Annotated in this window: 22 protein-coding genes; 12 read left to right on the top strand and 10 right to left on the bottom strand. The window is 69.4% G+C overall.

The features are described 5' to 3' along the window. The first annotated feature begins 87 nt into the window (after positions 1 to 87). The 3 genes from ASF57_RS13095 to ASF57_RS13105 all read left to right on the top strand — a co-directional run bounded on the left by ASF57_RS13095 (position 88) and on the right by ASF57_RS13105 (position 1270). A complete protein-coding gene (locus ASF57_RS13095) occupies positions 88 to 297 on the top strand; it encodes a cold-shock protein (RefSeq protein WP_056180031.1) in 210 nt (69 codons plus the stop codon). Between the two features lie 133 nt (positions 298 to 430). Further along, on the top strand, positions 431 to 793 hold the full coding sequence (locus ASF57_RS13100; protein ID WP_280138764.1) for a DUF6481 family protein: 363 nt from the start codon (positions 431 to 433) through the stop codon (positions 791 to 793). A 282-nt stretch (positions 794 to 1075) separates the two neighbouring features. Next, the gene (locus ASF57_RS13105) at positions 1076 to 1270 is read left to right on the top strand and encodes a hypothetical protein (RefSeq protein ID WP_056179212.1); all 195 of its coding nucleotides are present in this window, start codon (positions 1076 to 1078) and stop codon (positions 1268 to 1270) included. A gap of 126 nt (positions 1271 to 1396) precedes the next feature. On the opposite strand, the gene ASF57_RS13110 is transcribed toward ASF57_RS13105, so the two are convergent. Beyond that, positions 1397 to 2320, bottom strand: coding sequence for a L,D-transpeptidase (locus ASF57_RS13110; RefSeq protein ID WP_056179215.1), 924 nt, complete (start codon positions 2318 to 2320; stop codon positions 1397 to 1399). A gap of 758 nt (positions 2321 to 3078) precedes the next feature. On the opposite strand from ASF57_RS13110, the gene ASF57_RS25775 reads away from it, so the two are divergent. From ASF57_RS25775 to ASF57_RS13125, 3 genes are all read left to right on the top strand, one after another. Further along, positions 3079 to 3246, top strand: coding sequence for a hypothetical protein (locus ASF57_RS25775; protein ID WP_156376120.1), 168 nt, complete (start codon positions 3079 to 3081; stop codon positions 3244 to 3246). A 165-nt stretch (positions 3247 to 3411) separates the two neighbouring features. After that, positions 3412 to 6162 carry a PAS domain S-box protein gene (locus ASF57_RS13120; RefSeq protein WP_056483964.1) on the top strand — a complete coding sequence of 917 codons (2751 nt, stop codon included), beginning with the start codon at positions 3412 to 3414 and terminating at the stop codon, positions 6160 to 6162. Positions 6163 to 6421: 259 nt separating this feature from the next. After that, entirely contained in the window at positions 6422 to 7678 is a 1257-nt protein-coding gene (locus ASF57_RS13125) for an MFS transporter (RefSeq protein ID WP_056484549.1), read from the top strand. 61 nt (positions 7679 to 7739) lie between these two features. Here the strand turns inward: ASF57_RS13125 and ASF57_RS13130 are convergent, their stop codons facing one another. Together ASF57_RS13130 and ASF57_RS13135 are read right to left on the bottom strand one after the other, a co-directional pair. Next, positions 7740 to 8504: a ComF family protein gene (locus tag ASF57_RS13130; protein WP_056483967.1), complete on the bottom strand. Its 765-nt coding sequence runs from the start codon at positions 8502 to 8504 to the stop codon at positions 7740 to 7742. Between the two features lie 49 nt (positions 8505 to 8553). Next, complete coding sequence (locus tag ASF57_RS13135) at positions 8554 to 8781, bottom strand: hypothetical protein (protein ID WP_056483970.1); 228 nt, start codon at positions 8779 to 8781, stop codon at positions 8554 to 8556. Positions 8782 to 8900: 119 nt separating this feature from the next. Here ASF57_RS13135 and ASF57_RS13140 point away from each other — a divergent pair, with 119 nt between their 5' ends. Beyond that, on the top strand, positions 8901 to 9779 hold the full coding sequence (locus tag ASF57_RS13140; protein ID WP_056179225.1) for a methyltransferase domain-containing protein: 879 nt from the start codon (positions 8901 to 8903) through the stop codon (positions 9777 to 9779). Next, a complete protein-coding gene (locus ASF57_RS13145) occupies positions 9776 to 10135 on the top strand; it encodes a DUF427 domain-containing protein (protein WP_056483974.1) in 360 nt (119 codons plus the stop codon). Before ASF57_RS13140 ends, ASF57_RS13145 begins: the two co-directional genes overlap by 4 nt. Positions 10136 to 10144: 9 nt before the next feature. Here the strand turns inward: ASF57_RS13145 and ASF57_RS13150 are convergent, their stop codons facing one another. The 4 genes from ASF57_RS13150 to argJ form a co-directional block, all read right to left on the bottom strand. Then, positions 10145 to 11701: a DUF6880 family protein gene (locus ASF57_RS13150; RefSeq protein ID WP_056483977.1), complete on the bottom strand. Its 1557-nt coding sequence runs from the start codon at positions 11699 to 11701 to the stop codon at positions 10145 to 10147. Between the two features lie 63 nt (positions 11702 to 11764). Further along, complete coding sequence (gene mutT, locus ASF57_RS13155) at positions 11765 to 12196, bottom strand: 8-oxo-dGTP diphosphatase MutT (RefSeq protein ID WP_056179238.1); 432 nt, start codon at positions 12194 to 12196, stop codon at positions 11765 to 11767. Next, positions 12193 to 12894 (bottom strand): SIMPL domain-containing protein, encoded by a 702-nt coding sequence (locus tag ASF57_RS13160; RefSeq protein ID WP_244476942.1) that lies wholly within the window; start codon positions 12892 to 12894, stop codon positions 12193 to 12195. Before ASF57_RS13160 ends, mutT begins: the two co-directional genes overlap by 4 nt. Before the next feature lie 29 nt (positions 12895 to 12923). After that, positions 12924 to 14174, bottom strand: a complete 1251-nt coding sequence (gene argJ, locus ASF57_RS13165) for a bifunctional glutamate N-acetyltransferase/amino-acid acetyltransferase ArgJ (RefSeq protein ID WP_056483984.1) — start codon at positions 14172 to 14174, stop codon at positions 12924 to 12926. 319 nt (positions 14175 to 14493) lie between these two features. Here argJ and ASF57_RS13170 point away from each other — a divergent pair, with 319 nt between their 5' ends. Then, positions 14494 to 14928 (top strand): histidine kinase, encoded by a 435-nt coding sequence (locus tag ASF57_RS13170; protein WP_056179252.1) that lies wholly within the window; start codon positions 14494 to 14496, stop codon positions 14926 to 14928. Between the two features lie 211 nt (positions 14929 to 15139). Here ASF57_RS13170 and ASF57_RS13175 read toward each other — a convergent pair whose 3' ends face one another. Continuing rightward, complete coding sequence (locus ASF57_RS13175) at positions 15140 to 15664, bottom strand: PRC-barrel domain-containing protein (protein WP_056179255.1); 525 nt, start codon at positions 15662 to 15664, stop codon at positions 15140 to 15142. A 176-nt stretch (positions 15665 to 15840) separates the two neighbouring features. Here ASF57_RS13175 and ASF57_RS13180 point away from each other — a divergent pair, with 176 nt between their 5' ends. Continuing rightward, complete coding sequence (locus ASF57_RS13180) at positions 15841 to 16446, top strand: glutathione peroxidase (protein WP_056483987.1); 606 nt, start codon at positions 15841 to 15843, stop codon at positions 16444 to 16446. A 40-nt stretch (positions 16447 to 16486) separates the two neighbouring features. On the opposite strand, the gene ASF57_RS13185 is transcribed toward ASF57_RS13180, so the two are convergent. Beyond that, complete coding sequence (locus ASF57_RS13185) at positions 16487 to 16732, bottom strand: hypothetical protein (protein WP_056483990.1); 246 nt, start codon at positions 16730 to 16732, stop codon at positions 16487 to 16489. Positions 16733 to 16874: 142 nt separating this feature from the next. Here ASF57_RS13185 and ASF57_RS13190 point away from each other — a divergent pair, with 142 nt between their 5' ends. Together ASF57_RS13190 and ASF57_RS13195 are read left to right on the top strand one after the other, a co-directional pair. Continuing rightward, the gene (locus ASF57_RS13190) at positions 16875 to 17102 is read left to right on the top strand and encodes a hypothetical protein (RefSeq protein ID WP_056179265.1); all 228 of its coding nucleotides are present in this window, start codon (positions 16875 to 16877) and stop codon (positions 17100 to 17102) included. 86 nt (positions 17103 to 17188) lie between these two features. Next, positions 17189 to 17428 (top strand): hypothetical protein, encoded by a 240-nt coding sequence (locus ASF57_RS13195; protein WP_056483993.1) that lies wholly within the window; start codon positions 17189 to 17191, stop codon positions 17426 to 17428. 39 nt (positions 17429 to 17467) lie between these two features. Here ASF57_RS13195 and ASF57_RS13200 read toward each other — a convergent pair whose 3' ends face one another. Then, positions 17468 to 18841: a GGDEF domain-containing protein gene (locus ASF57_RS13200; protein ID WP_056483996.1), complete on the bottom strand. Its 1374-nt coding sequence runs from the start codon at positions 18839 to 18841 to the stop codon at positions 17468 to 17470. Positions 18842 to 19080: the final 239 nt, after the last annotated feature.

Below are 19080 nucleotides of genomic sequence, written 5' to 3' on the forward strand. Positions count from 1 at the left end.
TTATTGGGCGTCGGATTGGTGATGGAGACGGCCGCGCATGATCGCGTGGATCTCCGGAAGATAAGCCCGCAAGGGCGAAGGAATACGATGGCTGTCGGTACTGTTAAGTGGTTCAACGAAACAAAGGGTTTCGGTTTCATTCAGCCGGATAACGGCGGAAGCGACGTGTTCGTGCACATCTCGGCTGTCGAGCGCGCTGGCCTTCGTGGCCTCGCCGAAGGCCAGAAGATCTCCTACGAGATGGAAACCGATAAGCGCAGCGGCAAGCAGTCCGCCGGTAGCCTCCAGACCGTCTGAATAAGGCGGGCCCCACGCGGAGCCCGACCTGTTTCGAGAGCCGCCTCCCGCATGGGAGGCGGCTCGCTTGTGTTCTAAGACCCTTTCCGAGGGGAGCGCGCCCAGCGCGGCCTCCCGCATAACAGGATCCTGTGTGAGCCAATTCAACCCGAACTCGATGACCGATCGCCTCAAGGCCGCGACGGAAGCCCGCGCCGCAGCGCTGGCCCGCTTCCGCGATCGTCCGCCTGCGGATGATCCGGCCGTGGTCGCCCGCAAGGCGGAGCGAGCCCAGATCGCCCGGGAGCGGGAGGTCCGCGTCGCGGCCCGCGAGCAGGCCCGCATCGAGGCCGAGGCCCAGCGCGCCGCCGAAGCCGAGGCAGAGCGGGAGCGTCTCGCTGCGGAAGAGATCCTTGCTGCCGAGGAGAAGGTCGCCCAGGCCGCAGCAGCCCGCCTCGAGCAGAAGGCGCAGCGCGATGCCCGTTATGCAGCCCGCAAGGCCAAGGCTCGTCGCTGAAGACAAGGCTTTTCGCTAAGGCCAAGGCATTTCGATAAGGCGAAGTGTCGTTGCTAGGGCCAAGGCTCTTGAGAAAGGCCACGGCGCGTCGCCGATTTCAGCGCGTCGCCGAAAATCGTCCGACCGTGAGATCGATCTCGCGGTCGACGGCGGGTTCGCCCCGAACCTGCCGGCAATGATCTGTCCTCCTGGACCGGTCCGCATCACCGGGTCCGCCGAAGCCGGCGCACCCCCTTCGGCGTGACCTCTGTCCGCCGAGCCGCGATCGAGGAGATCCGCGCCATGTCCCACAAGTTCAAACTCGGCCAGCGCGTGCGCCGGGCCCAGATCGGCTACGCCTCCCCCAAGACCGACGTGTCCGACATCTTCGAGATCGTCCGTCTGGTGCCCGAGGACCAGACCGGCGAGCCATTCTACCGGATCAAGTCCGGGGCGAGCGAGCGCGCCGTCCGCGAAGGCGAGATCACCGAGGTCTGACGCCTGTTCCGCCCGGCGACTGTTCCCCGGTTGGGGAGGCGTCTCCGGGACTCTGCAGCATCGACGGGATGACCACCGGGACAGCTTCCGCTGTCCCGGTTTCCGTGGAACAGACTTCCCACCGCGTCAGGTCAGCACCACCACGCGGCTGCCGATCTCGACGCGGCCGTACAGGTCGATCACGTCCTGATTGATCATGCGGATGCAGCCCGACGACACGCTCTTGCCGATCGAATCCGGCTCCAGCGTACCGTGGATGCGATAGAGCGTGTCCTTGTTGCCCTGCCAGAGATAATGCGCCCGAGCCCCGAGCGGGTTGTGCGCGCCGCCCGGCACGCCGAGGCCGCTCTGGAGCTGTGACACCGACTTGGCGAGCTTCGGCGTGCGCGCGATCATCTCCTTCGGGGGATACCAGTCCGGCCACATCTGCTTCGAGTTCACCGTCGAGGCCCCGGACCACGAAAAGCCCTGCTTGCCGACGCCAACGCCGTAGCGACGCGCCCGGCCGTTCGGCTGCACCAGGATAAGGTGGTGCGCCCGCGGGTCGACCACGATGGTGCCGGGCGTTTCGGGGCCCGTATAGGCGATCTCCTGGCGCAGAAACGAGGGGTTCGTTTTGCGCCAGTTGAAGGCGTAGACTGGGAACGGCTCGTCGGTGATCGCCGCATAGGCGCGGTTGTAGTCGATCGGGCCATTGTCCACGGGCTTGGCCGGCGCGGCCTGTTGCGGCGAGGCTGGCGGAACCTGGCGCGGGGCGTAGAGATCCGCATCCGGATCGTCGACCACTGCGGCGCGGCCCCGCTGCCCCCCCATCCGGTCGAGAGTGCGGTCCTGGCCCCGATCCGAATAGGGCACGTACTGGCCGCCCCGTCGGCGATAGAGCCGTCCCTCCTCGTCGCGATAGAGACGCTCGTCGTCATACGGGCCATTGCCGTCGAGGCCGTCGCCGAAGAGGCCACGGCTCTGGGCGAGGGCGGACCCGACGGGTGTGAGGAGCGCGAGGCTCGTCGTCGCCCCGGTGAGAAGCGTGCGGCGGGTCGTGTGGGACATGGAGGTCGCTCGGGCGGTCGTCGTTGAAATGGTTCGCTCGACGCCGGGCCTAGCAAGTCGTCACGCGCGCGTCACGTCACCTTGAGGATGGGCAGCCTTGCGTGACTACCAAAGGTCGTCGGCGATGCAAACCGAGCACAATGCCCACGGCTCGGCATCGATCTGGAGTTCTTCGAACAACCGCGTGAAGACTCTTCACGCGGCGACCGGCGGGAGACTTTCACCATGTCTTCAAAAAAGGCGTGGTCATCAGGTCCGACGCCGCGGGCAGCGGTTGTCAAAAGCGTGGCCGTGTCGCCATAGGAAGTGACCCGAAAGGGCCCCCACTCAAAATCATGGAACGCGACCCGTGCCGGTCCCTCCGCATCACACCTTCCGCGCGCGTCCAGCGCTGCTCGCGGCGTTTCTGCTCGTCGCTCTGGTACCGGGGGAGGCTTCGGCGAACCGCACGCCGACGCCGACGCCGACGCCAGCCGACGCGCGAGCCCCGGCGACCACCTGGACGTCGAGCGAGCCCGACAACGCCACCTGTCAGCGCACGCGCCGCAAGTTGTGGCAAGCAGGCGAGGGCTGGATCGTCCGCGGCGTCACCGTGTGCCGTTGAGGCGGCTGGAGCGCCGCGGCGCCGTATCGGGACATGCGCAGGCTCGACCTCGCCGCCGCGACGACGTTCGGCCAAGGGGAGGTCTCGACAATGGCTCTCGCCTCTCCGCATCTGGTCACGGCAGGACAGGTCGCGTTCCTGGGCCTCGTGGGCCATGATGATCGGCACGCCGAACCGTCAGTGCGCCGTCACGCAGGTGGTGGCGCACCATAAGGACGGCGGCTCGCCGCGGCGCGATCGAAGCGAAATCAACGTCGTTCGACGCCGCCGCCGCCCCACAGGGATCGACCGGATTTCGTATGAACTGCCCGGCCGGATATAGGTGTTTGGGCATTGGCCTCGGCGAATTTTACGGTCTGCGCGTCGTTCTACGTAGGAAGATCGGCGGCACGCAGGTAAAGCTGCAGCGGCCACGCGTGCGCTCGTCGGATCGTCCGTGTCGGTCATGGGCGGCAACGCGTCTGTGCGACCGCGACCGGAGGGGCGATTGAGTAGGACCGGCGACGCGCCCGAGACCAGGTCCGCGGCCCTTGCGCGCTACGGCATCCTCGATACCGCCCCCGAGGCGGCGTTCGAGGACGTCGTCAGGCTGGCCTCGATGCTGCTCGAGATGCCGGTGTCCCTGGTTTCGCTGGTCGAGTCCGATCGGCAATGGTTCAAGGCCCGGATCGGCTTCGATCGCGCCGAGACCACCCTGGCGGAATCGATCTGCGCCCATGCCGTGCAACAGGACGGCCTCTTCGTGATCCCGGACACCACCCGGGACCCGCGTACGGCGAACAACCCCCTGGTCACGGGCACGCCGCACGTTCGGTTCTACGCCGGCATGCCCCTGCACGCGCCCGAGGGGACGGCGCTCGGCACGCTCTGCGTCCTCGACGTGAAGCCGCGGGAACTCACCGAGGCGCAAGCCTTCATCCTTCGGACGCTGGCCGGGCAGGTGATGACCGAGCTGAACCTGCGGCGCGCGCTGCGGGAGCGCCGCGCGAGCGACCGGCACAATGCGGCGATCATCGAGAGCGCCATCGATTACGGCATCATCACCCTCGATCTCACCGGCCTCGTGACAAGCTGGAACGTCGGCGCCGAGCGCATCCTCGGCTGGGCCGAGGCCGAGATCGTGGGGCGTCCGGCCGAACTCTTCTTCGCCGAGGAGGACCGCCTGCGCGGCCTGGCGGAGCACGAGATGCGGGTCGCGCGCGAGCTCGGACGGGCCAACGACGAGCGCTGGCACGTCCGCAAGGATGGAACGCGCTTCTGGGCGATGGGCGAGATGATGGCCCTGAAGGACGAGGATGGCAGCCATATCGGCTACCTCAAGATCCTGCGCGACCGCACCGCCCAACGGCAGGCCGAGGACGCCCTGATCAAGCAGACGACGCTGCTCCAGACGGTCACCGACCATCTCAGCGAGGCCGTGATCCGCCTGACCCGCGACGACGTCGTCACCTTCGCCAACCCGGCGGCGGAAGCCATGCTCGGCTGGCCGAACGGCAGTCTGATCGGGCGCAACCTGCACGACACCGCGCATCACCACCATGCCGACGGCCGACCGTATCCGCGCGAGGCCTGCGAGGTCGTGCGCTCGCTGAAGAGCGGGGAGGCCCTGCGCGAGCGCGAGACCACGTTCTTCCGCCAGGACGGAACCCCCATCGACGTCGTCACCAACAACGCACCGATCATCGAGGATGGGCTGGTGCAAGGCGCGGTGCTGACCCTGACCGACATTACGGAGCGCAAGGCGGCGGGCGCCCGCCTGAGCCGGAGCGAGGAGCGCCTGGCGCTCGCCCTCAACGCCTCCGGCATGATCGGGACCTGGGACTGGGATCTGCGTGAGGACGTCATCTACGCGGACGCCAACTTCGCCCGGATCTACACCGTCGATCCGGAGCGCGCCGCCCTCGGCGCGCCGTTGGCGGATTATATCCGCAACTTCCATCCCGACGACATGGGCCGGTTCCAGGCGGAGCTGGACCGGCTCTTCGCGGGGGCAAGGGAATTCGCCTGCGAGTATCGGATCGTTCAGCCCGACGGCTCGCATCGCTGGGTCATCGCGCGCGGAAGCCTGGTGCGGGCCGCCGACGGAACGCCGCTGCGCTTCCCCGGTGCCTCCGTCGACATCACCGAGCGCAAGCGTGCCGAGGAGCGCCAGGCTGCCCTGGTCGAACTCGGCGAGCGCCTGCGCGAATCGCAGGACCCGGCCGAGATCGCCTTCGTGGCCGCCGAGATTGCGGGACGCACCCTCGGTCTGACCCGAGCCGCCTACGGCACCCTCGATCCGTCCGGCGTGTATCTCGACGTCATCCGGGACTGGACGCTGCCGGGGGTGGCCAGCCTCGTGGGGCGGCATCGCTACGACGATTACGGCTCCTATCTGCCCGAGCTGCGCCAGGGCCGGGACGTGGTCATCGCGGATGTGGAGCAGGACCCGCGCACGGCCGGCTATCCCGAAGGGTTCCGCGCCCTCGACGTCCGCACCGTGATCAACCTGCCCCTGATGGAGCGCGGGCAACTGGTGGCGGTGTTCTGCCTGCATGATTCGAAGCGGCGCGACTGGACCCCGGACATCCTCGACTTCGTGCGCAACGTCGTCGACCGGACCCGTGCCGCCGTGGCCCGCCTCCGCGCCGAGGAGCAGCAGGAACTCGTCAATCGCGAACTCAGCCACCGCATGAAGAACCTGCTGGCGATGGTGCAGTCCATCGCCACCCAGACCATGCGGACGGCGGTCGACGTCGATACCGCCAAGGAAGTTCTGGCCGGCCGCCTGATCGCCCTGGGCCAAGCGCATGACCTCCTGATGGGCGGCGCTCTCGGCAGCACGCTGATCGGCCCGGTGGTGCGCGGTGCCCTGAAACTGCACGAGGATCAGGCCGGCCGCTTCCGCCTCGATGGCCCGGACCTCGAGATCGGCGCAAAGCCCGCCCTCTCCTTGGCGCTGATGCTGCACGAACTCGCCACCAACGCGGCCAAGTACGGGGCGCTCTCGCAGGAGACCGGGCATGTCTCCATCCGCTGGGAGGTCCGCGACGAAGCCGGCGAGCCGCACCTCGCCCTGTCCTGGGCGGAGGTCGGCGGTCCGCCGGTGACGAAGCCGGCGCGCAAGGGCTTCGGGTCGCGCTTCATCGAGCGCGGGCTCGCCGGGCAGGTGGGCGGGACCATCGCGCTGGACTTTCCACCCGATGGCGTCACCTGCGCCATCGCGGCGCCACTCTCGGCCTTCCAGGCCGACGGCTGATCCCGGCGTCCATCGGCTTCCGACCCCGTCAGGCCCATTTCCTGGGCAGTGCCGCCTGACGCGCCATCGCACGACGGCGATCGATCACCGATGGGAGACCGTGAAGCCCTCGCGTCTGGCCTGGCACGTTCGGTGCTTCTGGGAGCCCGTTGCCGATCGGCGACGCGCGGGGCAACGGCGCTCCGCATGCGGACGGCGTGAGTCCGGATCCCTTGGCATGAGCGGTCGCCCGGCGGCCGTGAACCTCGAGACGCACTCCATGGCCAGCTTCAAGACCGTGATGAAATCCGGTCATCCCCCGACCCTGTTCGCCGCCTTCCTCTATTTCGATTTCTGCTTCGCCATCTGGGTGCTCAACGGCGCCATGGGCCCGTTCATCACCGAGACCTACAAGCTCACTCCGGCCCAGACCGGGTTCATGATCTCGCTGCCGATCCTGGCCGGTGCGATCATGCGTTTCCCGCTCGGTATCCTCGCCCAGTATATCGGGCGCAAGAACGCCGCCATCACCGAGATGAGCGTCATCATGCTGGCGATGGCCTTCGGCTTCTTCTACGTGGACACCTACGACGAAGTGCTGGCCATGGGCGTCCTGCTCGGTATCGCAGGGGCCTCGTTCGGCGTCGCCCTGTCCCTCGGCTCGGGTTGGTTTCCGAAGGAGCACAAGGGCCTCGCCATGGGCATCGCCGGCGCCGGCAATTCCGGCACCGTGCTGGCCGTGCTGTTCGCGCCGCCGCTGGCCCAGGCCTATGGCTGGCAGGCCGTGTACGGCTTCGCCGGCTGCGTGATGGCGATCCCACTGATCGTCATGATCGTCTTTGCCAAGGAGCCGCCGGACGCCGAGCACCAGTCCTTCAAGGAGCACATCTCCTGCCTGTTCCAGAAGGACGGCTGGGCCTTCAACCTCATCTACATCATCACCTTCGGCGGTTTCATCGGACTGTCGAGCTTCTTGCCGACCTTCTTCTACGAGCAGTTCGCCGTCACCAAGGTCGAGGCCGGCCGCCTCACCATGCTGGCGGCCCTGATGGGCTCCGGCATCCGCGTCGCCGGCGGATACTTCGCCGATCGGCTCGGCGGCATCCTGGTCCTGTCCGTCGTGCTGATCGCCGCCGTCGGGTCGTTCCTGCTCCTGACCGCGACCCCGTCGCTGGCGCTGACCACGGCCCTGTTCATGCTGTGCTTCGCCGCGCTCGGGGCTGGCAACGGCGCCCTGTTCCAACTCGTGCCCCTGCGCTGGCCGGCGAACACGGCGGTGGCCGGTTCGATGATCGGCGAGGTGGGTGCCCTCGGTGGCGCAATCCTGCCCAACGTCATGGGCCTGTCGAAGCAGTATACCGGCTCCTTCGCCCTCGGCTTCGTCGGCTACGCCCTTTTCGCCGCGGTCGTGCTGGTCTGCCTCCTCGTGTGGCAGCGCAAGTGGGTCGGCACCTGGGTCGGCCCGCGCGGCAAGGTCCTGGAGCCGGCGGCTTCCGGACCGGCCGAGGCCGGACGCTTCGGCCAAGTGACTGCTTGAAGACCGTCACCGCTTGAGGATGGTCACGGCCTGAAGACCGTCAGCGCACGCGTGGGGCGGCTCAGCCGACCTCGCCCGAGACCAGCGCGAAGGTCAGGACATCGACCGACGCCGCGCCGCCGCGCAGCAACACCCGCGCGGCGGCATTGCCCGTCGCGCCCGTGGTCATGACATCGTCGATGAGAAGAACGCGTCGCCCTTGCAGCAGCGGCCGCTTGGCCTCGGGGACGCGAAAGGCGCCCTGAAGGTTGGTCGCCCGGGCGACCCGGCTCAGGCCCACCTGCGGGCGGGTCGCCTTCACCCGGGCGAGGTATCCGCATTCCACCGGTCGATTCGCGATCCGCCCGATCCTCTGTGCCAGGAGGGCGGACTGGTTGAAGCGGCGTCGCCACAGGCGCCATCGATGCAGCGGCACCGGCACGAGGCAATCCGCCCGGGCGAGCAGGTCGGAGCCCGCACCTGCCATCATCCGCGCCAGCACGGCGGCGAGGTCCAGGCGGTCCTCGTATTTCAGGCGATGGACGAGGTCGCGGGCGACACCCTCGTAGAGCGCCACCGCACGGGCCTGAGCGAAGACCGGAGGCTCCGCGATGGCGCGGGGCGATAACAGGGTTCCGGTGCCGTGGTCGACGGCGAAGGGTGTGCCGAACCGATCGCAGAAGGGCCGTTCAATCAACCTCAGTCCCGCCCAGCAGCGGGCACACAGCGCATGCGGATCGGCGATGGCGCCGCCGCAGCCGGGGCATGTCGGCGGGTAGACCAGGGCGAGGGCACCGCTCCAGGCGGCGCGCAGGCCTGCGATGAACGGGCGGGCGGCAGGGGCCATCACGGCGATCCTACCGCCCGCATAGGCGGAATGCGACTCTCGGTTGTGATCAGTTGCCCTGTTGCGGCTGCGCCTGGTTCTGCTGGCGGTCGCGTTTGTTGGCCTGGTGGCGCCCGACCGCGCAACCCGCTGCCGCACCGAGGACGCCGTGGCCTGCGACGTGCCCGGCGAGACCGCCGACCGCAGCGCCCTTCAGGCACCCCTTGGCGTCGGCTCCGGTGGTGGCGAGGCTGAGTCCCGCAAGAGCGAGGGTCGCGCCGAACAGGATAGACTTCATGGCGTCACGTCTCCTCGATTCGTCATCGAATCGTATCGCTTCAACGAGGGAGGCCCGACGGGCGTTCCGGTGTCGGCGCGGGTGGCGGTCGGAGCCTCGCCGCGCCATCTAAGATCGCGATGACCGCACCACCCCTCTTCGATACGGGCCTTGCCCGCCACCGCCTCGCCCGCGCCCACCGCGAGGGCTACGCCGATTTCCTGCTGCGGCGGGTGGTCGAGGATCTCGACGATCGTCTCGGAGCGGTGCTCCGAACCTTTCCCGAGGCTCTCGACCTCGCCACGCCGTCGCCCCTCGCCGCCGAGCACCTGCGCGCGGGCGGCCGGGTCGAGCGGATCACGCGTCTGGCGGCCCGGCCTGAGCCCGGCAGCGTCGTGGCCGATCCCGAGCTGCTGCCGCTGGCGCCCGGTCGCTTCGATCTCGCCGTCTCGCTCCTGGCTCTTCAGCACGTGAACGACCTTCCGGGCGCCCTGGCGCAGCTGCGCCGGAGCCTAAGGCCGGACGGGCTGTTCATCGGCTGCCTGCTCGGCGGCCGGACCCTGACCGAACTGCGGCAGGTGTTCGGACAGGCCGAGAGCGAGGTCGAGGGCGGCGTCAGCCCGCGCGTCGCTCCCTTCGCCGAGGTTCGCGAGATGGGAAGCCTGCTCCAGCGCGCCGGCTTCGCCCTGCCGGTGACCGATGTCGAGACCGTCACGGTCCGCTACCGGGACCTGTTCGCGCTCATGCGCGACCTGCGGGCAATGGGGCTGACCAACGTCCTGACCGAGCGTCGCCGGACGCCCCTGCGGCGCGAGACGCTCCTGCGGGCGGCCGCCCTCTATGCGGAGCGCTTCGCCGATCCGGATGGCCGCGTCCGCGCCAGTTTCGAGATCCTGTGGCTGTCCGGGTGGGCGCCGCACGAGAGCCAGCAGAAGCCGCTGAAACCCGGGACCGCCCAGGCCCGGCTCGCCGAAGCCCTGGGCACCACCGAACGCACAGCCGAGGAACCCGACGCATGAGACAGCCCGGCGCCGATCATCCGATCACCATCGTGCCGCATCCCGGGCGCATCCGCATCCGCCTCGCCGGCACCCTCCTGGCCGAGACCGACGCGGCCCTGATGCTCACGGAAGCGAATTATCCGCCCGTGGTCTACGTCCCGCGAGCCGATGCCCGCTGGGCGCATTTCACCCCCACGGCCCGCCGCACGCACTGCCCCTACAAGGGCGACGCCAGCTACTTCAGCCTGACCACACCGGACGCCTCCCGCGCCGATGCGGTGTGGAGCTACGAGGCGCCCTATCCGGCCGTCGCCGCCATCGCGGGGCATCTCGCCTTTTATACCGACAAGATCGACCCGATCGAGCTGGCGTGAGGAACCGCGTCAGTCCCGCACCTGGGCCCAGAACGCGGACTTGCGGCCGTGCAGGCGGCGCAGGGAGGCCCGATACGCCTCCGGATCGGGGGTCAGGCGCCCTTCCTCGACCTGGGCCGCGAGGCTGTCGAGAGCGGTGAGATAGCGGGCGGCATGGCCGTAGGCCGCGCTGCGGCCATGCTCCAGGATGCTGTCGATGAGCAGGCGATAGAGTTCGCTCGCCACCGCCGGCTGCGTCCGCTCCAGCGCCTCGGCGGCCGGCACCAGGATGTCATAGCGGCCGCCGTCCCAGCTGCCGCGATGCTGCATCACCAGGCGGGCGGCGCGGTCGGGGTTCGGCCAGTGGATGAGGAAGGCCAGCGCGCGGTAGCGGTCCGCGAAGGCCTCGGCATGGTCGAAGGCGCGCTCCAGCGCCGCGTCGTCCTCGAAGTCCGGCAGCTTGGCGAGATAGGCCCGCAGCATCGCCGGATCGAGGCTGCGCTCGAATTCCTGCCAGCGCAGGGCCTGTGCGCCAGCCTTGTCCCCGAGGGTGTCGAGGATGCGGATCTCGACGGCCTGCCGCGCCCGCTCCGGGGCATGGTGATCGAACTGCCCCGTCAACAGCGCCTCGCGGGTGACGATGACCGGCCCGCGCTTCTGTGACCTGCGGATCCACTCGAGCGCCTCGGGCGCCCGATCCGCCGCCAGGAGCCGTTCGGCGATCCGGACCCGGTCCGGCTGTTCGGGCGACGCCTCCTTCTCGAAGGCGATGAAGGCGTCGACGTCGCCCGCCCGGTCCGCCAGGGCCTGCCGCATCCGGATGAAGCGGTTACGCGCCCATTGGGCCGTCCAGGCCTTCTCGCCGCCGGTTCGGGCCGGCGGCGCGGCGGGCGTCGCCGCTTTCAAAGCCATGTCGAGGGCGGCGTGCGCCGTCTCGGGCAAGCGGGGGATCAGGTCGTGCATCAGGGTCTCGACGAAGCCATGACCGTCCGCGCCGAGCCGTGGCACCAGCCGTGCCGCGAAGGCGGCCGCCTCGTCGCCCGGGAGGTCGACGATCAGGCTCGCGGCCGCGTCGGCCGCGCGTTCATAGACGCCGTGGAGGCGCCCGCTCGAATCGTCCGCCCGCCCCAGGACATCGTCGGCGCCACCGAGAAAGCGGATCAGCCGGTCGAGGGCCGCCCGCGGGTCGAGGGCCGCGAGTTCGCTCACCACCGTCGTCAGCATGGCATCGAGATCGGCGGAGAAGGCGCGCTGCTTCTGCCAGTCGATATAACCCTGGCCGCGTTCGAGAGCGGTCAGGCGCCGGTCGACCAGGGCCGCGATGGCGTCCGGTCCCTGGAGGCTGGCGACCGCCGCCGTCACCAGCTTCTTGAAGGTCGGATTGCGCGCGGTCTCGGACAGAACGAGCTGGATCAGCCTCTCCAGCCCGAGTTCGGTCAGGGTCTCGGGACAGGGCGTGGTTTTTCGCGAGGCCCGCTTCGGCTTGGTGGGAGCCGCTTTCGCGGGAGAGCCTTTCGCCGAAGCGCCTTTGGCGCTCGGTTTCCGCAGCCGGGACGCCTCGGGGGCTGGGGTGGCCTTGCGTGCCATGGTGCGCTGTCCTCCTCCCGGCGAGGCGGCGCGGGCCGCCGGAATGTCCTCAGAGCAAGTGGATCACGGTCCGAGCAGGTCCAACAGGAAGGGAATCAGCGGTGCATCGGCCGGCGGCATCGGCTGGTCCTTCAGATCGCGCGGCCGCACCCACTTGAGCGCCTGCCCCTCCATCGCGCGTGGCAGGCCTTCCCAGCGCCGGCAGATGTAGAGCGGCATCAGCAGGTGGAAATCCGGGTAGGCGTGGCTCGCGAAGGTAAGGGGCGCCAGGCAAGCCTCCTGCACGGTGATGCCGAGTTCCTCGGCCAGTTCGCGGATCAGGGTCTCCTCCGGCCGCTCGCCCGGGTCGATCTTGCCACCCGGGAACTCCCACAGGCCGGCGAGCTGCTTGCCCGGTGGCCGCTGGGCCAGGAGGACCCGCCCATCGACATCGACCAGCGCCACGGCGACCACCAGCAGGATGCGCAGGGGGGTGGCAGGATTCGTCCCGCTCATCGGGCGATCGCGAAGGTCGCCGAGACGTCGGCCGCGGTCTCGATGGTGCCGGCGACGAGGGGGACCGGAGCGCCGCCGCGCTTGGCCCGCATTGGCGCGGGCGCCGCGAAGGCCATCGGCGGGGGAGCGCCCGTGGCCGGGGACTGAATCGACACGACCCGTCCGAGGGTGACGCCCGCCGCTTGGGCCAGCCGCTCGGCCTGGAGGCGCGCATCCTTCATCGCCGCACTGCGCACGGCGCTCTCGGCGGCATCCGGATCGCGCAGGCCGAAGCCGACGCTGTCGATTCGGTTCGCGCCACCATCGAGAGCCCGGCGCATCAGATCGCCGAGGCGCCCCATGTCGGCGAGACGCACACGCACGGTGTTGCTGGCGCGGTAGCCGTCGGGTTTCTCGGCGAAGCTCCCGTCCGGCTGGCGCATCGAGCGGGTGGCCGGCTGCAGCGTCACCGCCGAGGTGCCGAGATCCGCTTCCGCGACCTTGAAGTCGGCGGCGAGCGCCAGGATCGCCCTGGCGGCGGTGCTGGCGCCGTCGAGGGCGGCGGCCGGGGTCGCACCCCGGCTCTCGACGCCGATCTCGACCGAGGCGAAGTCCGGCGCCACCTCCGAGCGGGCGCGGCCGACGACGCTGATCTGCCCTTCCGTCGCGGCGGGCCGGTCCTCGGCCCGGACCTCAGTGCCAGGTCCGAGAAGCGCCAGGGCGAGAAGGAGCGCGGTGCGGCTGCGCCTCACGAGCGGTAATCCCCGTTGATCTCGATGTAGAGCTTGGTCAGGTCGCAGGTCCAGACACGGGCGCCGCCGTCGCCGAGGCCGAGGTCGACCCGCACGGTGACGTTCGGTTCGCGCATGACGGCGCTCGCGGCGTCCTCGCTGTAGTCGGGATCGCGCGCCCCCTCCCGGGCGACGCGCACGTCGCCGAACCAGATCGCCAGACGGTCGCGGTCGGCCGGCTCGCCGGCCTTGCCCACCGCCATGACCACACGGCCCCAATTGGCGTCCTCGCCCGCGATGGCGGTCTTCACCAGGGGCGAGTTGGCGATCGACATCGCGATGCGGTGGGCCGAGGCGTCGCTGCTGGCGCCGGACACCTGCACGGTGACGAACTTGCGCGCGCCCTCGCCGTCCCTGGCGACGAGCTGGGCCAACTCCACCAGGAGGTCGTCGAGGGCGGTGCGGAAGTTGGCGAGTCGCGGATCGTCGGCGCCCGAGACGGCGGCATTGCCGGCCGCGCCCGTGGCGAACAGCATCAGCGTGTCGGAGGTCGAGGTGTCGCCGTCTACCGTCACGCAGTTGAAGCTTGTGGCGGTGCCGGCGGAGAGGAGCGTCTGCAGTACGTCCTGCGGCAGGGCGGCGTCGGTGAAGACGAAGCTCAGCATCGTCGCCATATCGGGGGCGATCATGCCCGCGCCCTTGGCGATGCCGTTGATCGTGATGGGGACGCCGTCGATGCTCGCCCGGCGCGTGGCGAGCTTCGGGAAGGTGTCGGTGGTCATGATCGCCTGGGCGGCCGCGGCCCAGGCGCTCGGCCCGTCCTCGGTCCGCTGGGCGCAATCGGCCAGCACGCCCTCGAACTTGGTGGCGTCGAGGGGCTCGCCGATGACGCCGGTCGAGGCGATGAAGATCTCCTCCGGCCGGCACCGCGCGGCCTCGGCGGCAATGCGTGCCGTGAGCGCCACGGCGTCGCGTCCCCGAAGGCCCGTGAAGGCGTTGGCGTTGCCGGAATTCACCACCAGCGCCCGGGCGCCCGCACTGCCCAGGGCTTCGCGGCACCAATCCACCGGGGCGGACGGACACTTGGAACGGGTGAACACGCCGGCGGCCTGCGTGCCCTCGGCCAGGGCCACGTAGAGCACGTCGGTGCGGCCGGAATAGCGGATGCCGGCCTGCGCGGTGGCGATGCCGACGCCGCGGATCGGCGGCAGGTCCGGATTCGACGTCGGCGCGAGCGGCGAGACGGGCGGGGATTTGGCGGATGACATGATGGAAGCTCCGGCTCTCGTCTGTGGTCCCGCGCAGGCGTCGCGCGCGGTGTTGCCCCGTGGGCGCAGGTCCCGTCAACCGCGACGGTGGCTCTGGTGCCACGGTTTGGGCGGACGGCGAAGCGGAGCGGTTCGAATGGGAACGCCTCGGCGGTCGAAGACTTGAGGGAGGGCGCCGAGCCTCGCGGACGCATCCGTCGCTAGACTTCGCCTGTCGGCAGGGCTTGTCTGTTCGAGCGAACGTGACATAGCATGGTGCGACGCACAGTTTCCGGGGTGATCGGCACGGATGTCCAGGCGCGAGTGGGGAGTCTCGACTATGGAACTACCAGCCTCGCCGGGTGGCGCCTACGGCGTCCAGGTTCTGATCGCGGGTCGGCAAAAGCATTGGCGTGACGAAGTCACGTCGCAGATCCGGCGCGCCGGCTATGCTGCCACTACGGTCGATTGCGGTGTCGACGCGATGACGGTGCTGGCCCTCGGCCTTCCGGTGGATGTTCTCGTGACGGATGTCAGCCTTCAGGGCGAGCTGTGTTGCCAGAAGCTGGTCCAGGAGGCCCGTGCCCTGCGGCCTCATCTGCGCATCGTGTTCGCGAGCGATCTGGAATCGCTGGAGAGCGACGTCGAGCCAACCCGGCTGCTCGAGGAATTGTTCGACGGCGACCGCCCCGAAGCCCGCGCCGGAATCCTCGCGGTTCGGCGCATCGACAACGTCGCGAGCACGGTTCGTGACGCTCTGCGCAACTCCGCCTGATCGGATCGTCGCCACGTCGATTCACCATCCCGACCGTCGAAGCCGCGCCCCGACCGCGTTTCCCGGACGCCTTACTCCGGTTTCGTGACGGATCCCTGACAGGCCGCGTCGGAGGATTCCGGTCGCAGTGCGAAAACGCCGTCTCCATAGGAAAAACCCCGGCGCCGAGGCCGAGGGCTTCCCTAACGGGTGGTGATCGCCGAAGCGGCGGTTACGGAGCCTTGTTCGTGTCCACAGGCTTGGAGTCTACAGGCCTCGAATCCGCAGGCTTGGTCTCCGCGTTGGCCTTGGCCTTGCCGAGATAGATGTATTCCGGCGCGGCGCGGAGTTGGTCCTTGTTCGTGTCGATGGTCGCCTTCAGGGTGGTGTCGTCGACGCGGGAGAGCTTGAGGGCACTCGGATCGATGGCGACGTACTTCGTGCCGATGCCGAGGAAGCCGCCGACGCCGACCACCCAGGACTTCACCGTGTTCTTGTCGTCGAGGACCACGTCGGCAATCTCGCCGATGGTCTCGCTGGCCCCGTTCTGGATGGTGAGGCCGATAAGCTTCGAGGTGACCATGTCGCTCTTGTTCTGCACCACGAAGGTGGGGCGCAGATCGTTGGCGAGGGTGGCGGGCGCAGCCTGCATCGGCGCCGAGGACGAGGTCGCCGGCGTCGTGGCGTCCGGCGATTGGGCGAGGGCAAAGGTGGCGCTGGCAGCGAGAAGGGTCGTGCCGAGCAACAGGCTGCGCATGGGCGAAGTCTCTCCGAGGGTCGAGCGTGGGGTCCGTAATGGCACACGCTCAAGTTCGAGCCTCCGTGAAAGGTTCCCGTCCGGCGGCACTGCCGATGGACGAACCCCGCGCCCGCGTTAGGTTGTCAGCGACGGGTGCGGTGGAACGGGTCCTCCGCCCAGACGGGTGTGGCGCGATGTCGAGCTTCCTGCCTTCCAATCTCAGCCGCCCCGGGACCGGGCGAACCCTGTCGCGGCGCCACGCCCTGGCGATCCTCGGCGGAGCGCTCGCCTGGGGCGTTCGGCCGGTGCTCGCCGGTGACCTCCGCGCCGGGGCCTTCGCGTTCGAGACGCCCGAGGGCGGCACCCTGCCGCTGTCGGCCTATGCCGGTCGGCCGATCCTGATCGTGAACACCGCCACCGCCTGCGGCTATGCCGGCCAGTTCTCCGGCCTGCAGGGCCTGTGGACCCGATTCGGCGATCGCGGCCTCACCGTGATCGCGGTGCCGTCCGCCGATTTCGGCAATCAGGAGCCGCTGGACGGCCTCGCCATCGCGGAGGCCGCGCGCAAGAATCACGGCGTCACCTTTCCGGTTACCGCCAAGACCCATGTGCGTGGTCCCGGCGCCCATCCGTTCTATCGCTGGGCCGCCGCCGAGAAGCCCGGCGCGACGCCGGGCTGGAACTTCCACAAGTACCTGATCGACCGCGACGGAAGCCTGATCGGCGCCTTCCCGTCCTCGGTCGAGCCCGCCGATCCGCGCATTGTCACGGCGATCGCCAATGCGCTGCCGGCCGCCTGATCCGGCTCGCGGAGACAAACCTCCTCGCTACCGGGGCTCACTACTGGGGAATGTCGCGCGGTGGGCGAAGGACCGGAGCCGGCTTGGCCGCCGGTTTGGCGCGGCGGCTCCGCCGCGGCCCCTCGGCCGTAGCGCGGACCGGGGGTGAGGCGTAATTCGACGCGAAGGGGTTGGCCGGGGTGCGGTCGGCGCTGCCGAACAGGCTGAACTCGGCTCGGGCACCGCCCCCCGCGATCAGCAGCGGGACGGCGAGGGCGACTACCAGGGCGGGACGGGACGGGCGCATGCGGCTCCTGGCCTTGGCCGGATGGGAGGGGCGGGACGATCGCTCGCTTCGGACATCCTTTGCTCCGAGAGTGCAAGCCCCCACATCCGGCGCGCGATGTCAGACCGGCCTGTCCGGTTCGAGCCGTGTGAGAGAGGGCGAGATGAAAGCACATCGGTTCGAACACGCCGGGGCCGTCTTCGAGATCGTCTTCGAACGGGCGCCGGAAGGGTGGGTCGCCCATATCCGCCGTGCCGACAGCGCCACCACGCATGTGATCGGATTTCCGGACGGGCCGGGCTACGATCCGTCCGACGTGCGGGGCTCCCTGATCGCGGGCTGCGAGGCGGCCATTCCCACCCTGACCTGGATCACCCCGACGCGGCACTGAGGGGAACCTCCCGAACCGCTCCGTGTTCGACCTCCCGTATGCGTAAGCGCGCCCAGCGGGCGCACGTAACGGGGAAGGAACAGTCGATGTCCGAGATCACCTATCGCATCGTCGAACACGATGGCGGCTACGCCTACAAGGTCGGTGACGTGTTCTCCGAGACCTTTCCGAGCCATGACGAGGCTCTTCAGGCCGCCCAGGCGGCCGCGGCCGAGCAGCAGGTGCCCGGCTCGACGGAAGGCATCCGCTATCAGGACGGTCAAGGCAACTGGCACGACGAGACCGCCCAGGGCAACGATCGACCGACCGCCAAGGTGGTCGATTAAGTCGAAGCGCCCGATAAAAACCGGGAGGACCTGCGGCGCTCAGGCCGAGCGTCGCAGGTCCTCCCGGTCGGGAATCGTCCAGGTCGCCAGCGGCGGGCGCGCACCGGCTCCGGCCGCAGCCCGCTGCGGAGGCGCCCGCCGCGTGCAATTGCGTCCCGCCGATTTCGCCTCGTACAGGGCCGCATCGGCCGATTCGATCAGGTCCGCCGGAGTCTCGGCACCGTCCGGGCTCGCCGAGACGCCCACGCTGACGGTCACGTGCACGAGGCCGTCGTCGCGTCCCGCATGCGGCAGGGCCAGGGCGTTCAGCGACACGCGGATGCGCTCGGCCAGGGCAATGGCCGCGGTGGCGTCCAGCCTCGGCAGCAGCAGGGCGAATTCCTCGCCGCCGTAGCGCGCCACGAGGTCGGCGGCGTTGCCGGGCCGCGAGGTCAGCAGATCTGCGATCGCGCACAGGCAGTCGTCGCCCGCCCCGTGACCGTAATGGTCATTGAAGCGCTTGAAATGGTCCACATCCACCAGCATCAGCGCGAAGGGTTCGCCGCGCCGGGAGCTGTGCCACAGGGCTTCGAGGCGCTGAGAAAACGCGCGCCGGTTGGCGAGGCCGGTCAGCGGGTCGGTCGTCGAGAGACGCGTGAGCCGGGCATTGGCCACGACGAGCTGCTGCGCACGCAGGGATTCCCTCAGGCTGTGCAGGTAATTGCGCCGGTGCGCCCGCTCGATCTGGTGGCAGGCCCCCAGGCTGAAAGCGATGCCGATCAGCATGTCGAGGCGCACCAGCCGGGCGAGATCGGGCGCGATCTCGGGATGGGCCGCGATGGCGAGGCCTCCGGCGATCGACACGACGCCGGAGATTAGGCACGCCCAGAAGAACCGCAGTGCCAGCGAGATGTTGGCGAAGATCACCGTCAGCCAGATCGCGGTGGCCGCGTGCGCGACGTTCGGCCCGGTGCCGAGCCACAGGATCAGGGCCGGGATCAGCGCGGCGACCAGGACGCTGAGGCTGCACAGGGCTTCGCGGGTCTCGGACCCGACCCGGCTCAGAGACCAGAACAGCGCCACCGCCACGGGCGTCATCAGGCAGAGCCGCAGGGCGAGGTTCAGGCCCGCCATGTCGGGCGTGGTGACGAAAGCCGCCCAGCCATAGAGGTGGAAGACGGCCAGCCCGATGAGGATGGACCGGCGCAGGTGACGCACGCGGCGCGGTCCCGTCTCCGTCTCGAACCGGGTTTCGAGTTCGGCCGGAAAGGCGAGGCGCCAGCGTGTGGCCCGCAGGGTCCGCTCGATGAGGGCGAGCCGGCGATCGCTCGCATGCAGGACGGGTTTGCGAGCGGAGACGTGGCGATAGGGAGCCCGGCGACAGGCTTGCGGGCCCGGATCGTCAGACGATCGGGCAGCGGACGAACGTGTCACGAATGGGGGAATCCAAGGTCGGGCGAGGGCTGCCCAGGGCTGAATCTGGCTCACAAGTCCTGTCGGCATGGTTTCCCTGATCGCTAAAATGCCGGCGATCGGCGAAAGCCGGTGGTCCTGCTGGACCGAGGGGCGCGAAATGGCCGATTGCCTCCCCCGGCCCATCTCGTGCATGGCTGGGTCGGACTGGATTCGGCGTTGCACGGGAGGGGGCCTGAACCGGTCCCGACCCGCGCGCA

It is taken from the genome of Methylobacterium sp. Leaf117, assembly GCF_001422985.1.
In the GTDB taxonomy this organism is placed as follows: Bacteria; Pseudomonadota; Alphaproteobacteria; order Rhizobiales; family Beijerinckiaceae; genus Methylobacterium.

What these genes read in the sequence shown, in the direction of transcription:
- ASF57_RS13095 (WP_056180031.1), top strand. Translation starts at nt 88, where the DNA reads ATGGCTGTCGGTACTGTTAAGTGGTTCAACGAAACAAAGGGTTTCGGT.
- ASF57_RS13105 (WP_056179212.1), top strand. Translation starts at nt 1,076, where the DNA reads ATGTCCCACAAGTTCAAACTCGGCCAGCGCGTGCGCCGGGCCCAGATC.
- ASF57_RS13110 (WP_056179215.1), bottom strand. Translation starts at nt 2,320, where the DNA reads ATGTCCCACACGACCCGCCGCACGCTTCTCACCGGGGCGACGACGAGC.
- ASF57_RS25775 (WP_156376120.1), top strand. Translation starts at nt 3,079, where the DNA reads ATGATGATCGGCACGCCGAACCGTCAGTGCGCCGTCACGCAGGTGGTG.
- ASF57_RS13125 (WP_056484549.1), top strand. Translation starts at nt 6,422, where the DNA reads ATGGCCAGCTTCAAGACCGTGATGAAATCCGGTCATCCCCCGACCCTG.
- ASF57_RS13130 (WP_056483967.1), bottom strand. Translation starts at nt 8,504, where the DNA reads ATGGCCCCTGCCGCCCGCCCGTTCATCGCAGGCCTGCGCGCCGCCTGG.
- ASF57_RS13135 (WP_056483970.1), bottom strand. Translation starts at nt 8,781, where the DNA reads ATGAAGTCTATCCTGTTCGGCGCGACCCTCGCTCTTGCGGGACTCAGC.
- ASF57_RS13140 (WP_056179225.1), top strand. Translation starts at nt 8,901, where the DNA reads ATGACCGCACCACCCCTCTTCGATACGGGCCTTGCCCGCCACCGCCTC.
- ASF57_RS13145 (WP_056483974.1), top strand. Translation starts at nt 9,776, where the DNA reads ATGAGACAGCCCGGCGCCGATCATCCGATCACCATCGTGCCGCATCCC.
- ASF57_RS13150 (WP_056483977.1), bottom strand. Translation starts at nt 11,701, where the DNA reads ATGGCACGCAAGGCCACCCCAGCCCCCGAGGCGTCCCGGCTGCGGAAA.
- mutT (WP_056179238.1), bottom strand. Translation starts at nt 12,196, where the DNA reads ATGAGCGGGACGAATCCTGCCACCCCCCTGCGCATCCTGCTGGTGGTC.
- argJ (WP_056483984.1), bottom strand. Translation starts at nt 14,174, where the DNA reads ATGTCATCCGCCAAATCCCCGCCCGTCTCGCCGCTCGCGCCGACGTCG.
- ASF57_RS13170 (WP_056179252.1), top strand. Translation starts at nt 14,494, where the DNA reads ATGGAACTACCAGCCTCGCCGGGTGGCGCCTACGGCGTCCAGGTTCTG.
- ASF57_RS13175 (WP_056179255.1), bottom strand. Translation starts at nt 15,664, where the DNA reads ATGCGCAGCCTGTTGCTCGGCACGACCCTTCTCGCTGCCAGCGCCACC.
- ASF57_RS13180 (WP_056483987.1), top strand. Translation starts at nt 15,841, where the DNA reads ATGTCGAGCTTCCTGCCTTCCAATCTCAGCCGCCCCGGGACCGGGCGA.
- ASF57_RS13185 (WP_056483990.1), bottom strand. Translation starts at nt 16,732, where the DNA reads ATGCGCCCGTCCCGTCCCGCCCTGGTAGTCGCCCTCGCCGTCCCGCTG.
- ASF57_RS13190 (WP_056179265.1), top strand. Translation starts at nt 16,875, where the DNA reads ATGAAAGCACATCGGTTCGAACACGCCGGGGCCGTCTTCGAGATCGTC.
- ASF57_RS13195 (WP_056483993.1), top strand. Translation starts at nt 17,189, where the DNA reads ATGTCCGAGATCACCTATCGCATCGTCGAACACGATGGCGGCTACGCC.